Raw genomic sequence first — 15,087 nt, 5'->3', positions numbered from 1 at the left:
GCAAAGTTACTCGTGATCAATAATGACCCCAGAGCGCTCTTTTTGCGCTTTGTGAATTGCCCAAGCGCCGAAAATTGAGCCTGTGAGAGCAGCCAGAACCGCCGCACCGATTGCGGCCAAGCCGATCCACACCAATATTGGTACAGCAATAACAGCCAGCGCAATTGCAAATCCAAATCTCAAGAATGATTTAAGTGTATCCATAATAATCCCTTTCCTGATTTAGAAATGGGAAGGAAGAGCGTTGCTTACAACGGCATTGAAATTACAAATTGGTAAGGTGGTATCGATGTTGATGGCAGGTCATGTCATTGCATTGAAACTTAATTGCTATATGAGAGAGCAAAAAACATCCATCTATATACGGAAAACTCATGCTAAAGCCCACTTTGGCTGCCTTCGCATCGCGCTTTAAATCCAATGAAGCGGCGCGGACCAGACTTGTTGAATTCACACCATCTGTCATTAAAACAGAACTACTTTCCGGCCTGACGGTTGCACTGGCACTGGTACCGGAGGCGGTTGCCTTTGCGTTTGTTGCCGGCGTCCATCCTCTTGTCGGCCTCTACGCCGCCTTCATCGTCGGCCTTATCACCGCTCTCATGGGTGGCAGGCCGGGCATGATATCCGGTGCGACCGGAGCACTTGCCGTTGTTATGGTGGCTTTGGTTGCACAGCACGGTGTTGAGTACCTTTTTGCAACTGTCATTTTGATGGGCATATTGCAAATTCTGGCAGGCGTCTTTCACCTCGGTAAATTTATCCGGCTTGTGCCCCACCCTGTGATGCTTGGCTTTGTAAACGGATTGGCGATTGTCATCTTTCTTGCTCAACTTTCGCAATTCAAGGTTCCGGGAACAGCAGAGGCCAGTGAAGGTATTTTCAGCGGTCAATGGTTGTCTGGCCTTCCTCTCTTCCTGATGCTTGCTCTTATTGGCCTCACAATGGCTATCATCTGGATCATGCCGCGCATTACCAACGCGTTTCCGGCACCGCTTGCAGGTATCGGTATCGTTGCAACAATCGTAATTTTGTTTGGCATCGATGTGCCGCGGGTCGGAGATCTGGCATCCATCGAAGGCAGCCTGCCACCGTTTCATATTCCCTTTGATCTTGGGGGAACTGGCGAGACCGGACTTTATGGCACTTTACTGGCGCCGCTTACCCTTGAGACACTTTATATCATTCTGCCTTACGCAGTTATTCTTGCAGCGATTGGCCTGATTGAAAGTCTTCTAACACTGAACCTTGTTGGCGAAATTACCGGCCAGCGGGGCGGTGCGTCAAAAGAATGTGTCGCACAGGGTGTTGCAAACACAGTAACCGGTTTTTTCGGCGGTATGGGCGGCTGTGCGATGATCGGTCAATCCATGATCAATGTTAAGTCCGGCGGGCGCACACGGCTTTCAGGCGCGTCTGCTGCCTTGTTTCTCTTAGCTTTTATCCTTGTTGGATCATCGCTTATTGAGCAAATTCCACTGGCGGCACTTGTGGGCGTTATGTTCATGGTTGTGATCGGCACATTTGCCTGGAACTCACTGCGCATCATGGGCAAAATTCCAGCAATGGATGCATTCGTCATTGTACTTGTGACTGTTGTCACCGTCATGACAGACCTTGCGATCGCGGTGGTTGTCGGCGTGATCGTTTCCGCGCTTGCCTATTCATGGCAAAACGCGACACGCATTTGGGCAAAGTCACATATCTCGCCAGAAGGCGCAAAGGTTTATGGCATTGAGGGCCCGCTATTCTTTGGCTCGACCGACGGTTTTTCTGAAATTTTTGACCCGCAGAATGATCCTGCTGTTGTCGTTGTGGACTTCATGAATTCGCGTGTCGTTGACCAGTCTGCGCTTCAGGCGCTTGAAGATTTGGCAACACGCTATGAGGCCGAAGGCAAAACGCTGCAATTGCGTCACCTTTCCCGCGATTGCCATCATTTGCTCAAACGTGCCGGTCAATTGGTTGTCGATGCTGACGATGATCCGGAATATGGTGTTGCCGTGGATTATGGCGTTCGCACCGGCTCATTTAGTGGTGGTCACTAAAACTGCCTACCGCCTAGAGAAGTTTAACGCCCCCGCTGATGCGGGGGCTTTTCTTTAGTGGATGATATTATGAACAGGTCCATAAGGGAACTTGGTGATGTTTTCGACAGTTCCATCCTCGCCGATCACCAGAATATCGTGCTCGCGGTAACCGCCAGCACCCTCCTCACCTTCCGGTATCCAAAGCATTGGCTCCATAGAGACCACCATTCCCGGCTCTAAAACGGTATCGATATCTTCGCGAAGTTCCAGTCCGGCTTCACGCCCGTAATAGTGCGAAAGAACACCAAACGAATGACCATAGCCGAATGAACGATATTGCAGCAAATTCTCAGCTTCTAAATGGGCGTTAATTTCAGCGCATATTCCAGAGCAAGTTGCACCGGGTTTAATCAGCGAAATGCCAAGCTCATGAGCAGCAATATTTGCCTCCCAGATTTTGCGCGAGGCGGCATCCGGCTCTCCCACCCATAATGTGCGCTCAAGCGCCGTATAGTAGCCTGAAATCATCGGAAACGTATTGAGAGACAATATATCGCCTTTTTGCAATTTTCGCGATGTTACCGGATTATGCGCGCCATCGGTGTTGATGCCTGACTGGAACCACACCCATGTGTCGCGATATTCCGCATCTGGAAAACGCTTTGCAATTTCCAGTTCCATCGCGTTGCGCCCAGCCATGGCAATATCGATTTCACGGGCACCTGCCGAGATTGCTTCATGAATGGCAAAGCCACCGACATCGGCAATATGCGCGCCTTCTTTGATCAGGGCGATTTCTTCAGCAGACTTCACCATACGTTGACGCATCGTCGCGCCTGCTATGTCGACCGTCTGTGATACACCCAGCATTTCACGTAGCTTTTCATGGCTTGCGAGTGTCATATGATCGCCCTCTATGCCAATCCTGCCAGCATTACCGATCAGTTCTTTAATCGCACGCCAGTAATTGTCACGCCTCCAGTCGGTATAGATTACATTGTCCTCAATGGACCTGCGCCATGGCTGGCTGGCATCAATATTTGCCGAAACGGTGGTGCAGCTATCAGCTGTCACAACGCAGCCATAAGCGCGGCCGAAGGAACAATAAAGAAAGCCGGAATAATAGGCGATATTGTGCATCGAGGTTAAAAGTACAGCGGGCAAATCCTGCTCCGCCATGATTGCGCGCAAGCCTTTTAACCGGCGCTCATACTCAGCCTTGGTAAAGGGAAGCGCCGCTTTTCCGCCATCTTGCCGGCTGAAAAATTCAGGACGTTTCGTTGTATCGCTCATGCTCAAATCCTTAGTGTTTGGCACCGGATATTGAGACAACCGGTGCACTGTTTAAAACAAAGCATCCGGGCGTACAGGATAATTTTTAGTGATTGTCAGGCGACGCCATCGCCTCGCCGTAAATTAAGCGATCAGCAATCCTCGGTCAAACAGAATCTAAATGCGTGAATTGCTATCTGCGCTCTGAAAGCTTTTGAGCAAGCTCAATGATAATCGGATTTTCCGCGCTGGCTTTACCGGCAAATAAACACGCTTCCGAAGCCAATATCACGCCATCATCCAACACACGCAATGCGTTCGCCCGCAGCGTTGATCCTGTTGATGTAATATCGACGATAATATCGGCCTGTCCGGCTGCCGGTGCACCTTCTGTCGCGCCAAGGCTTTCAATGATACGGTAAAGCTGGATGCCATGCTGGTTTGAAAAAAACTGCTGCGTGAGCTGCCAGTATTTTGTCGCGATGCGCAAACGTCGGCCATGCAGCGCTCTGAAACCGGCAGCGACTTCACCAAGATCGGCCATGCTATGCACATCAAACCAGCTGTCCGGCACAGCCACAATGACATCCGCACCGCCAAAGCCAAGCTTTGCCAATAGCTTCATGGCATTATAGCTATCGGGAATATTCTCGCGAACGAGGTCCTCACCGGTGACACCTGCTTCGACATTTCCTGCTGCGACTTCACGTGCAATTTCCGAGGCGGACAGATAAGCGATCTCTATGTCATCGCGCCCTTCAATTTTTGCACGATAGGAGCGCGGATCTGCTGGCGGCAGTACGTTTAGACCAATGGCGCTTAAATATTCGATCGCGTTTTCTTTGAGGCGGCCTTTGGATGGCAAGCCGAGAGTAATCATGCGCTTGCCTCCACAATCCTGTCCAGCCAGATGGAAAATCCAACGCCCGGTGTTGCTTTTGCCGCGCCCAAGAGCGGCAATAGCCGGTCATAGCGGCCACCGCCAACCAGCACGTCACCGCTAAGCGAACGCAGTTCGTAAACAAGGCCGGTATAATAATCGAGCCTGCGGCCGAACGAGGCGTTGTAGGTGATAGAGCCAAGATCAAGCCCTGCTGCGATGCATGACTTGTTACGTTCTTCAAAAACTGCAATCGCTGGCGCCAAATCAATCATATTGTCTTTTTCAAAAGCGCGGAGCACGTCAACAGACTGATCAAGCGGCACAGAAATTGACAGAAACTTGCGCAGAATATCCAGCTTTGCTTCTTCCGGCACCAATTGACTTTGCACAAATTTGGCCTGCAAACGCTTGGCAATTTCTGACGCGGACCGCCCGCCAGCATTTGTAAGGCTTGCTTCATCCATTGCCGTGGAGATCAGCTCTTCCAGCTTTGCTGTGTCTTCCTCTTTCACCGCCTGCAATATTGGATCCGGCAGTTGCGGCATTGTGATCGGCTGGGCAAGGCGCTCGAGCGTTGCTTCAAGCGTTGCATCATGGCCAAAGGCATGGGCAAGGCGCAAACGCCAACCCGACGGCAAGCCCAGCGCCGCCAGCACCTGATCGAACACCGCCTGATCGCCGATCAAAACGTCACATTGCTCTGGCTTAATACCCAGATCACTAACGCAAGCCAGTGCATCGGCGAGCGAACGCGCGTCAGCTGCATTGGTGTCGGCGTTGCCAATATCTTCGATACCGGCTTGTAAAAATTCCGATGCGCCCACATCGCGCTGGCGAAATGCCGTACCGACATAGCCATAACGGCCCGAAGCTTCTTTGCTTTCAATGTGCTGCAAACAGACAGGGATCGTAAATTCCGGTCGCAAACACATGGCGCGTCCGTTCTGGCCTTGCGTTAGAAATATGCGCCTGCGGAGTTCTTCGCCCGCCGTATCCAAAAACGGCTCTGCCGGTTGCAGTACCGGCACATCAATGCGCTCGGCATCGCGGGCGGCAAGTATCGCCTCAATATCAGCACGTGCGGAGAATGAACGAAGAGCAGCCATTAAGCAGACGCCTGTACCGCCAGAAGTTTCTTCACTTCGTCAACAAGGTCTGCTGCATCGATTTCAAACTGGCCCGGGCGGGCAGCGCGGTATTCCTCGTTGGATTCAATGGCTGCTGCCTGACGCTTGCCTTCGATCATATCTTTGAGTTGGACCTTGCTGTTCTCGCGCTCTTCATTGCCTTGAATGATAACAATCGGGCAGCCGCGTTTATCGGCATAGCGCATCTGCTTGCTGAAATCCTTCGGGTTGCCCTGATACATTTCTGCGCGGATGCCAGCGCCGCGTAAGTCTTGAACCATTTTTTGATACGCGCCGAGGCTTTCAGTATCTTTGTCCATCACTGTGACGAGTACTGGTGCAAGCACTTCGTCCTGACCGAGTTTGCCAAGGTTTTTGAGTGCTGTCATCAGGCGCGACACACCGATGGAAAATCCGGTTGCAGGTACGTCCTGACCTGTAAAACGCTTGACCAGACCGTCATAGCGCCCTCCGCCGCCGACAGAACCGAACTGGACCTTTTCGCCCTTTTCATTGGTTACATCGAACAGGAGTTCGGCTTCATAAACGGGGCCGGTGTAATATTCGAGGCCACGGACAACGGATGGGTCAAACCATATACGGTCTTGTTCATAGCCCGCTGCTCTCACTATACCTCGGATCGCCTCGAGTTCTTTTACGCCCTCGATTGATGCTCCATCAAGCGATAAAGCTTTCTCAAGATTTGCAAGTGTTAAGCCGTCCGAAACTCCACTGTTGGAACCTGACGAAACTTCATTCCAGCCTGTCGCATTAACAATACGCATGATTTGTGCATCGTTTAAGCCTGCTCCCTTAGTATGGTCACCACTTTCGTCCATTCTCCCCTTAGTGCCCAAAAGTTGAACAACGCCTTCGAGCCCAAATTTGTCAAATTTATCTAACGCTCGAAGAACGGCCAAACGCTGCTCGCCGCCATCATCTTCAGCAACCTGGACGGAGGCCATTATTGCGTCCAGCACTTTGCGGTTGTTGACGCGGATGACATAGTCGCCGCGTTTTATGCCAAGCGCTTCCATGGTGTCGGCCATCATCATGCACATTTCAGCGTCTGCCTGAACGCCGGGCGCGCCGACTGTGTCGGCATCGAACTGCATGAACTGGCGGAAACGGCCCGGCCCCGGCTTCTCGTTGCGGAACACCCAGCCATTGCGATAGGTGCGGTAGGGCAGTGTAATCTCGTTGATATTTTCGGCAACATGGCGCGCCAGCGGCGCTGTCAAATCATAGCGCAGGCTCATCCATTGTTCGTCATCATCCTGCACAGAAAACACGCCGGCATTGGGCCGGTCCGTATCCGGCAGGAACTTGCCCAGACAGTCGGTATATTCAAATGCCGGTGTTTCCACAGGGTCAAAACCGTAACGCTCATAGACCTCGCGGATTTTACCGATCATCTCATCGGTTGCGCGAATGTCTGCCGCCGAGCGGTCCACAAAACCGCGCGGGCTGCGCGCTTTGAGTTTCTGTGGTTTTTTCTTCTTTTTGTCAGCCATTTCAGCACTTCATTTTACGAGAACTTGTGTTGCCGCTCTCTTAAGCGACACACCGCCTCTTGCCAAGTGGTGTGAGCGATGGAATGGTGCCCGCGTTCGGTGAACGGGAAGTCCGTGCAATTCGGAGACGTGCCCAACGCTGTGATGGAGATGGTCGCGCACAGGCCACTGGGAAACCGGGAAGGCGCGCAAACCAGTTGATCCTAAGTCAGAAGACCGGCCGGACAAAAACGGTTCTTGCGCGCGGACGGCGCAAGCGCTCTGATTTTTGCATTATTGGGAGCAAATGATGCTGAATAAACCTATGCGCCCTGCGCTGGCACCTGCCTGTTCTTTTTCCGACGAAGAACGGGAGGCCGTCTACCGCGCGATCAATGAGCGGCGCGATGTCCGCGATCAATTTCTGCCAACGCCCCTGCCCGATGATGTGTTGATGCGGCTTTTGCAGGCTGCGCATCAGGCACCTTCGGTCGGGTTTATGCAGCCCTGGAATTTCATTGTCGTACGCGATGCCAATAAGCGCGAACAGGCATGGAAAGCATTCAGCAAGGCCAATGATGAAGCCGCCAATATGTTTGAAGGTGAGCGCAAGGCTACCTATCAAACCTTAAAGCTTGAAGGCATTCGAAAAGCGCCCGTCAATCTGATCGTGACCTGCGATCGCAGCCGTGGCGGCAAAGTTGTGCTTGGGCGTACACATAACAAACAAATGGATTTGTACAGCACCGTTTGCGCGGTTCAAAATCTATGGCTTGCCGCGCGCGCTGAAGGCATCGGGGTTGGATGGGTCAGCATTTTTAAAGATGATGACATGCGCGCGCTGTTCAATATTCCCGATGAAATCGAGATTATTGCCTATCTGTGTATCGGCTATGTGGATGAATTATACACACAGCCGGAACTTGCCGCCAAAGGATGGCGGCAGCGTCTGGAACTCAAAGACTTAATCTTTGAGGAAGAGTGGAACCGGCAAAGTAACTAATTCCACTCTTAGAATTTATCTCGCATAGGGCGAACGGCAGCGCTTGCGTGGGCCATGATATGGCTGGAACGTGTTGTCCGATGCGCGGTATGAGCGATATTTCGAGTAACACCATTTAACATGCAGTGTGCCCACATTTACAATGCGCGGACGGGCCGGTGCACGGCGGATAACACGCCTTGGTTCAATATAACGGCGCGGGCCAATGTGAATTGTCACCGAAAACGCGTCGCGTGGGAAATAATATCCATTGTGGCGACGATAGCCGCGCCGGTGATGACGATAGCCGCGATGTCCATTGTAAAATGCGTGGCCTCTATGACGGTAAAATCCGCGTCGGTGTTCCCAGCCGACCTTTTGAACCAAGCCATCTGCTGGCGATGCAATTGGCGCAATGGCAATCGGGGCAGCGCTTGCGGCTGTTGAAAAGCCGAAGCTTGCGGCAATTGAAATTGCGGCCGCAGTCAAGAATCTACTGATATTCATTATCATGCTCCTTGTCAGGGTTAAGCGTCCCTTTATTGTTAATCTAGCGCAAATTTTCCTTCTGGCAAATTTTCTGGCTTTTCATATTCACTAAATTGTCACTTCGTTTTTATGACACTCGTGCTAGCACGGCGTTTTAACCGGACTTGCCGTCTTGCCTCTTTTTGTACTCACCACACTTGTTATGATCGCTTTTGCCGCAAACTCAGTGCTGGCGCGTGCTGCTTTGCTTAAACCGGCAATTGACCCGGCCAGTTTTACAACGATCCGGATTATCAGCGGCGCAATAATGCTATCCCTGCTTCTGCTGATGCGCCAGCGGTCATCAGCGCGTGATCTTTTAAGTGGCGGGAACTGGCATTCTGCTTTTTGGCTTTTTGCTTATGCCGTAACACTTTCATTTGCCTATATCGGACTGGATACAGGCGTGGGCGCATTGATATTGTTCGCTCTGGTTCAAACCACCATGATCGGCTGGAGTGTTTTTAGAGGGGACAGGCCTATTTTGCCGGAATGGGCAGGGCTGGCCATCGCATTTAGCGCATTTGTCTGGCTGGTATCGCCAGGGCTTGAAGCGCCCGATCCTTTCAGCGCATTTTTAATGGCGCTCTCCGGCATTGCCTGGGGTATCTATTCATTGCGCGGACGCGGTTCTACCGATCCGCTGCGTGCAACTACCGGAAACTTCCTTTTGGCGGTTCCGATGACCGTTGTGATTTCCGCGATTTACCTCTCGCAAATCAATCTGAGCATATATGGGATTATGCTCGGCGCAGCCTCGGGTGCGATCACGTCAGGTGTCGGATACGCGATATGGTATCGTGTATTGCCGCAATTATCGGCCATGCAAGGCAGCATTGTACAGCTTACAGTGCCAGTGATAGCCGGTTTGGGCGGCCTTATCTGGAGCGGGGAACCGTTTACAACACGGTTTGTTCTCGGCTCCATATTCATTTTGGGCGGTGTTGCCCTTGCGATTGTAAGCAAATCCAAACGTCAATGATCAGCTTTTGAGCTTGTAAGTCAGCGCCATGCCAATGCAGTGCTTGAGTGCATCGCGGTCATATTCCTGCCCTGCTTCAAACACCAGAGCCCGGCCGTCCTGATAGTTGAAAGCGTTTGGATAAAGCTCGCTAAAACGGTCCACCAAACGGGTGGTGCATATGAAATACATGGCCACCGTTTTATCATCGGTCTTTGACAGACGAACGGAACTGCCAACATTCTTTCGCTTTGACGTAAAGCTGCGCTGGCCCCATTTCAGGCTTTCTTCCAGCGCGCCGATTTTGTCGTTTTGAGTTGCGACCTCAAATATTTGCGCTTTTAGATCGTCATACAGGTCGTTTGAATTCATGACGCAAATCCTCGATCTCCTGACGGAAGCAACAGCCCTCCAAATGGTCATTGATCAGTCCCATCGCCTGCATAAATGCATAAACAGTTGTCGGTCCGACAAATGACCAGCCGCGCTTTTTCAAATCCTTGGAAATTTTGGTCGATGTTTCGGTAAAACCCGGAATTTCACTTTTGACAATGCGCTGCGGCCTTTCTTTCTCAGGCGGTTCATGCGCCCAAAAATATGCAGCCAATGAGCCAAACTCCTTGCGCAGTTCCTGCGCGCGCTTTGCATTATTTATTGTCGATTTGATTTTACCGCGATGGCGCACAATGCCCGCATCATTGACACAGCGCTCAATGTCTTCATCGGTAAATGCGGCAACCTTATCAATATCAAAACCTGAAAATGCCGCGCGGAAGCCTTCGCGTTTGCGTAAAATCGTCAGCCACGAAAGACCCGACTGAAAGCCTTCCAGGCATATTTTTTCAAAAAGGCGTGTATCATCAACCACCGGCCGGCCCCACTCATTATCGTGATAGAGTCGATACTCTTCCAGATCACCGTGCCACCAGCAGCTTTGTCTGCCATCAGGACGTTCAATCAATCCATCGCTCATATAAGGGTCCGATTCAGTTTTGATTCACCATTTGCTGAAACGCGATAGTAACCTTGCTGAAAGCTTTCAGCCAGGAATCGCATTTTATGCATTTTGATTCATAATTGAGTCTCCGCTTTGAGTCATGTTTCAGTCAGAAGTCTGCTGACGTCTTATGTCAGCGGATATCGGGCAAATTGTTGAGAGTATGCTTGATGAAGAAATTTGTACTTTTATCAGCGGTGGCCGTTGCGCTGGCAACACTTCCCGCTCAGGCAGGTGACCGCTACGCGACACCGCCTCCACTGACGCTTAGCCCTGACTTGGCAAGTCCATGGTTGCTACAGCTCCAGCCGAACAGGCGTGTCCGCGCTACCGCTCCACAACCGACCCAACGTGTGATTGTCACACGTAAAAAGCAGGCCAAGAAACGCTATCAGCCGCGCGTTCAACCAATGGCCAGACAGCGCGTTGCTGCACTTAACCCGCCGAAACCGCAGGTTAAAGGCATTGATCCCATCTATCTGCCACGGCAGGTGAATTATAATGGCAACGAAAAACCCGGCACGATTGTTATTTCGACCCGCGACCGGTTTTTATATCTTGTGGAGCCCGGCGGCAAAGCCATGCGCTATGGTGTGGGCGTCGGCAAACAGGGCTTTTCATGGACTGGCACGGAGCGCATTACCCGCAAACGTGAATGGCCGTCATGGCGGCCTCCGGCTGAAATGATCGCACGCGAAAAGAAAAAAGGTAAAATTCTGCCAACCTTTATGGAAGGTGGTCCGTCCAATCCACTTGGGGCGCGGGCACTTTACCTTGGCTCGACCCTTTATCGCATTCACGGAACCAATGCGCCATGGACAATAGGCGGCGCCGTATCTTCGGGTTGTATCCGCATGCGCAATGAAGATGTCAGCGCGCTCTATAACCGCGTGAGTGTTGGCGCAAAAGTTATTGTCCGATAGCAGACAGCTTTAACAGAATTCGTTCTTCGGGGGCGAAGGCACCGCCGCTTGGTCTCATAGCAGATCAGGCGGCGGATTTATTTTTGGCGCGCTAGACACCAAGTTTATGAAGGCCATAAGCTATACTGATACCTAACGCAATCGCCAGGCCTGTCCAAAGACTATCCTTCTTGAACGCCTGCGGAAATACTTCGGTCGATAGACTCGCTGCTACGGCACCAGCGGCAAATGCTTTAATAAGGGCGAGGTAAAAATCATCAACATCTTGCAAAAATAGATACCCAGCAACCGCTGACGAAGATAGTAAAATTGCAGTCCCTGTCCATATGACCATTGTGTGCTTCTTCGAGTAATTATCCTTTTGCATTTCCATTGCACTACCAGCAGCTTCCGGTAAGTTGGATAAAAATATTGACCCGGCAAGCGCGGCGATTTGTGCCGGACCACCACCAATCAATGCGACGCCGAGAGCTAGATTTTCCGGAATGCCATCCAAAGTGACAGCAGCCAGCAGGCCAAAACCACCTTTAGACTTCATTCGTTGCTTTATAAGGTAATCTATAGCCGTGAATACACCCGCGCCAATCAGGATCAGCGCTAAGATCCAGAACAACGACGCTTCACTACTCGCAGGTTCAATGAGCTCCAACACAAGTGAGATAATAAGTGCGCCGCCTGCCACAGCGACAATAAAGCCCTCAACTTTTTCTGGAAGTTTTCCGCTTACACCCCACAAAGCTCCAACAACGAGCGAAGATGTCACAAAACATATAAAGACAAATACCAGCATCGGAAATTCTCATCGCGAAGTGAAATATCGACAGTGTAATATTACATTGAGGCTTGCGCCGCCAACTCTACGAGGCTGGCTCGCTTATTTATAGTATTCTCGAGAGGTTTTGGCTCTGGTGCATCCACTGGTTTCTCACCGCCATAGGCCCAATTTAACAGTTCGATTGTATGGCACAGTGGAATGTTTGTGCCGGTTGAGATTTGCGTGATGCAACCAATATTTCCGGTCGCAATTATATCAGCTTTCGTGGCCTCGATATTTTTGACCTTGCGAGCTTTCAATTGAGCAGAAATCTCAGGCTGCATAATGTTATAGGTTCCCGCCGAGCCGCAACACAAATGCCCTTCCGCAGGATTACGCACTTCAAATCCTGCCGCTTTCAATAATGTTTTTGGTGCCTCGGTAATCTTCTGCCCATGCTGCATTGAGCAGGCAGAGTGATAAGCAACCACTAGATTAGGCCTGATCGCTGGTTCAGGCATCTCAATTGATGACAAATACTCGGTAATATCCTTTGCTAGAGCCGATATGCGCTTGGCTTTCTCCGCATAAGCAGGGTCAAGCCGCAGCATATGGCCGTAATCTTTAATCGTTGTTCCGCATCCCGATGCCGTAATGATGATGGCATCCAATCCGCCTTGTTCAAGCTCCCGCGTCCAAACATCTACATTGCGGCGGGCATCGTCCAGCGCCTGCTCTTCACGGCCCATATGGTGGACCAGCGCACCGCAGCAGCCCTCACCTTCCGGCAGCACGACTTCCACGCCTATGCGGGTAAGCAGTTTGATCGTTGCTTCATTGATACCGGGTTTTAGGACCGGTTGGGCGCATCCTCCAAGTATTGCAACGCGCCCACGTCTATCTGTCTCAGCGCTATGCGTTGCTGGCTGGGTAAAAGCAGATGGAGCAGCAATTTGGTCAGGTGCCAGCTCCAGCATGGCACCAAAACTTTTCAGCGGCGGTATAGCTTTTAACAGCGGTGCAAAAGGCCGCCCAAACCGTGCCAGCGAAAGCGAAGCCTTAAAACGCTTCGGATAAGGCAAGACTGCAGCCAGAACATTGCGTGTCAACCGATTGAAAAATGGTCTCTTATAGGTTTTCTCAATATGCACGCGGGCATTATCGACCAAGTGCATATAATTCACGCCCGAAGGGCATGTTGTCATGCAAGCAAGACACGATAGACAGCGGTCGATATGGGTGACCGTTTTTTTGTCAGCCGCGCGGTTGTTTTCAAGCATATCCTTGATCAGATAAATACGCCCGCGCGGACTGTCGAGCTCGTTGCCGAGTGTAACGTAAGTTGGACATGTGGCCGTACAAAATCCGCAATGCACACATGAGCGCAAGATTTTCTCCGAAAGCGCAACGCCTGGATCTTCTAGCTGCTCAGGTGTGAAATTGGTTTGCATGTCAAATGTCCAGTGAGATTAAATCAACCAGCTTTGCGGGTCGGCTATCGGTTCATTCTTACCAAGTGCCATCAGGCCTTTGACCACGCGAATGATCGCCCAAATGGCAACAGCTATGGCGGCAAAAATACCGATGATAACAAACATCAAAATGGCTGCGATGATGCCGTATAAAAGACCGATCCAGAATGTGCGGATGAGCCATGTATAATGTGTTTCGGTAAACCCGCCGGCCTTGCCCCGGTTCATATAGGCGATCACCAATCCAATTATGGCCGGAATACCGCCAAGAAGGAAAGATGCCAGGTAAAGAATATAGATCAGTTGCGCGTTCTTTGGCCCGGGTCCAAGCCAATCATCGGTCGCTACAGGTTCGCGGCTTTGATTATCACTCATAGTGTTTTCCTCTTACATGGATTGATGCGAACAAAGTTAACCGCAGTTTTGCAATACACTCAAGCATAGTGACTTGCTGCCTATGTTCTCATCTTGCCGATGTTAAAAAGATTATCCGGGTCCACTGCCTCTTTGATGCGGCCGGAAAGTGCGGCAATAGCCGCCGTTTCAGGCTGAAATACAGAGGTTGAGGCGCGCACTGTTTCAGAGGCACGGATCAAAGTCGCATAGCCGCCATATTCAGCAATGGTGCTTCTAACTGTTTGAGCACTTGCATCAGATACGTCATATAATCTGAGCCAAACCAGCCCGCCCTGCCAGTCGTAAAATACCTGTCCGTCCAACTTGCCTAAAATAGCGGTCGCAATTTTAGGACCGTTCATCGGCGCAACAGATATGCGCCAGACAGGTGTTTCACTCTGATCCGCAAAAGGCAGAACATCGCGTATTGCTTTCCATAATGTCGACGAGGCACGTGCGTCCAATTCTTCGATGTCCAGCCCTTTTTCCAGTGATTTTATGATACGGTCGCGGCGCACACTGATCGTTTCTTTCAACCCTTCAAGCCGTAAAAAAGTAATACCGCCTTTTACAGGCGCTTTCATAAGCTGCGACGCAATATCAGCAGGCGCATGGGCCGCACCTGTGACATCCGCGCTAGTTGCCATAGCCGATGCCATAATTTTTGCCGCTTCGCTATCTGACACATTGTGGATGGCCAGCGTGATCTGAGTTTCAGCGCGCGGGAAAACTTTAAATGAAACTTCGGTCAAAAATCCGAGTGTTCCCCACGATCCGCCCATCAGTTTCACAAGATCAAGGCCCGTAACATTCTTCATCACCTGGCCGCCATTTTTGATGACTTCGCCATGACCGTTGACAAAGCGCACGCCCAGCAAACTATCACGCGCAGCACCCGAAACATAACGGCGTGGTCCCGACATGTTACTGGCGGCAATGCCGCCAATTGTTTGCTTGCCGCTTGTGCCAAGCAGCTTGCTATAATTAGCAGGTTCAAAAACATGCATCTGTTTGTGTTTGGCCAGCGCTTTATCAATTTCAGAAAGCAAGGTTCCTGCCTTGGCAACCATAACCAATTCAGCCGGATCATACTGAACAATACCGCTAATTGCTGATGAAGAAATGACTTTTTCAGCCGTTACCTTGTTGCCAATGGCACGTTTTGTACCGTTGCCTCTAATTTCGAGCCGCGTACCCTGGCTTCGTGCCTCGGTGATGAACTGCGCAGCTTCAAACTCGTCAGCAGGTTTTAATATCTTCAAAGCCATT

Annotated in this window: 16 protein-coding genes and 1 riboswitch; of the genes, 4 read left to right on the top strand and 12 right to left on the bottom strand. The window is 51.0% G+C overall.

What is annotated here, in order from left to right; genetic code table 11:
- Positions 1–6 precede the first annotated feature (6 nt).
- Positions 7–204, bottom strand: a complete 198-nt coding sequence (locus SU32_RS02025; protein ID WP_053997659.1) for a hypothetical protein — start codon at positions 202–204, stop codon at positions 7–9.
- A 170-nt stretch (positions 205–374) separates the two neighbouring features.
- Between SU32_RS02025 and SU32_RS02020 the strand changes: the two genes are divergently transcribed.
- Entirely contained in the window at positions 375–2,048 is a 1,674-nt protein-coding gene (locus SU32_RS02020; RefSeq protein WP_144421004.1) for a SulP family inorganic anion transporter, read from the top strand.
- A 54-nt stretch (positions 2,049–2,102) separates the two neighbouring features.
- Here the strand turns inward: SU32_RS02020 and SU32_RS02015 are convergent, their stop codons facing one another.
- From SU32_RS02015 to hisS, 4 genes are all read right to left on the bottom strand, one after another.
- The gene (locus tag SU32_RS02015) at positions 2,103–3,323 is read right to left on the bottom strand and encodes an aminopeptidase P family protein (RefSeq protein WP_053997658.1); all 1,221 of its coding nucleotides are present in this window, start codon (positions 3,321–3,323) and stop codon (positions 2,103–2,105) included.
- 172 nt (positions 3,324–3,495) lie between these two features.
- Complete coding sequence (gene hisG, locus SU32_RS02010) at positions 3,496–4,182, bottom strand: ATP phosphoribosyltransferase (RefSeq protein WP_053997657.1); 687 nt, start codon at positions 4,180–4,182, stop codon at positions 3,496–3,498.
- Positions 4,179–5,291, bottom strand: a complete 1,113-nt coding sequence (locus SU32_RS02005) for an ATP phosphoribosyltransferase regulatory subunit (RefSeq protein WP_053997656.1) — start codon at positions 5,289–5,291, stop codon at positions 4,179–4,181. Before SU32_RS02005 ends, hisG begins: the two co-directional genes overlap by 4 nt.
- Complete coding sequence (gene hisS, locus SU32_RS02000) at positions 5,291–6,826, bottom strand: histidine--tRNA ligase (protein ID WP_053997655.1); 1,536 nt, start codon at positions 6,824–6,826, stop codon at positions 5,291–5,293. The genes SU32_RS02005 and hisS overlap by 1 nt, the downstream gene beginning before the upstream one ends.
- Positions 6,827–6,906: 80 nt before the next feature.
- Positions 6,907–7,065: riboswitch (cobalamin riboswitch) on the top strand.
- 50 nt (positions 7,066–7,115) lie between these two features.
- Between hisS and bluB the strand changes: the two genes are divergently transcribed.
- Positions 7,116–7,808 (top strand): 5,6-dimethylbenzimidazole synthase, encoded by a 693-nt coding sequence (bluB, locus tag SU32_RS01990; RefSeq protein ID WP_053997653.1) that lies wholly within the window; start codon positions 7,116–7,118, stop codon positions 7,806–7,808.
- Between the two features lie 15 nt (positions 7,809–7,823).
- Here the strand turns inward: bluB and SU32_RS17615 are convergent, their stop codons facing one another.
- Entirely contained in the window at positions 7,824–8,288 is a 465-nt protein-coding gene (locus SU32_RS17615) for a BA14K family protein (RefSeq protein WP_425394257.1), read from the bottom strand.
- A gap of 160 nt (positions 8,289–8,448) precedes the next feature.
- On the opposite strand from SU32_RS17615, the gene SU32_RS01980 reads away from it, so the two are divergent.
- On the top strand, positions 8,449–9,297 hold the full coding sequence (locus SU32_RS01980) for a DMT family transporter (protein WP_201454856.1): 849 nt from the start codon (positions 8,449–8,451) through the stop codon (positions 9,295–9,297).
- Here SU32_RS01980 and SU32_RS01975 read toward each other — a convergent pair whose 3' ends face one another.
- Together SU32_RS01975 and SU32_RS01970 are read right to left on the bottom strand one after the other, a co-directional pair.
- Positions 9,298–9,648 carry a DUF1801 domain-containing protein gene (locus SU32_RS01975; RefSeq protein ID WP_053997651.1) on the bottom strand — a complete coding sequence of 117 codons (351 nt, stop codon included), beginning with the start codon at positions 9,646–9,648 and terminating at the stop codon, positions 9,298–9,300. It abuts the gene before it with no gap.
- Positions 9,626–10,249 carry a DNA-3-methyladenine glycosylase I gene (locus tag SU32_RS01970; protein ID WP_053997650.1) on the bottom strand — a complete coding sequence of 208 codons (624 nt, stop codon included), beginning with the start codon at positions 10,247–10,249 and terminating at the stop codon, positions 9,626–9,628. Before SU32_RS01970 ends, SU32_RS01975 begins: the two co-directional genes overlap by 23 nt.
- Before the next feature lie 194 nt (positions 10,250–10,443).
- On the opposite strand from SU32_RS01970, the gene SU32_RS01965 reads away from it, so the two are divergent.
- A complete protein-coding gene (locus tag SU32_RS01965; RefSeq protein WP_053997649.1) occupies positions 10,444–11,196 on the top strand; it encodes a L,D-transpeptidase in 753 nt (250 codons plus the stop codon).
- A gap of 91 nt (positions 11,197–11,287) precedes the next feature.
- Here SU32_RS01965 and SU32_RS01960 read toward each other — a convergent pair whose 3' ends face one another.
- The 4 genes from SU32_RS01960 to glcE form a co-directional block, all read right to left on the bottom strand.
- The gene (locus tag SU32_RS01960) at positions 11,288–11,986 is read right to left on the bottom strand and encodes a ZIP family metal transporter (protein ID WP_053997648.1); all 699 of its coding nucleotides are present in this window, start codon (positions 11,984–11,986) and stop codon (positions 11,288–11,290) included.
- A 41-nt stretch (positions 11,987–12,027) separates the two neighbouring features.
- Positions 12,028–13,401: a glycolate oxidase subunit GlcF gene (gene glcF, locus SU32_RS01955; RefSeq protein WP_053997647.1), complete on the bottom strand. Its 1,374-nt coding sequence runs from the start codon at positions 13,399–13,401 to the stop codon at positions 12,028–12,030.
- 18 nt (positions 13,402–13,419) lie between these two features.
- Complete coding sequence (locus SU32_RS01950; protein WP_053997646.1) at positions 13,420–13,797, bottom strand: DUF4870 family protein; 378 nt, start codon at positions 13,795–13,797, stop codon at positions 13,420–13,422.
- Positions 13,798–13,877: 80 nt separating this feature from the next.
- On the bottom strand, positions 13,878–15,086 hold the full coding sequence (gene glcE, locus SU32_RS01945; RefSeq protein WP_053997645.1) for a glycolate oxidase subunit GlcE: 1,209 nt from the start codon (positions 15,084–15,086) through the stop codon (positions 13,878–13,880).
- Position 15,087 lies beyond the last annotated feature (1 nt).

The organism is Ahrensia marina, assembly GCF_001293565.1.
In the GTDB taxonomy this organism is placed as follows: domain Bacteria; phylum Pseudomonadota; class Alphaproteobacteria; order Rhizobiales; family Rhizobiaceae; genus Ahrensia; species Ahrensia marina.
Note: the sequence above shows the minus strand (reverse complement) of the source record. Positions and strands in the feature narration are given on the sequence as shown.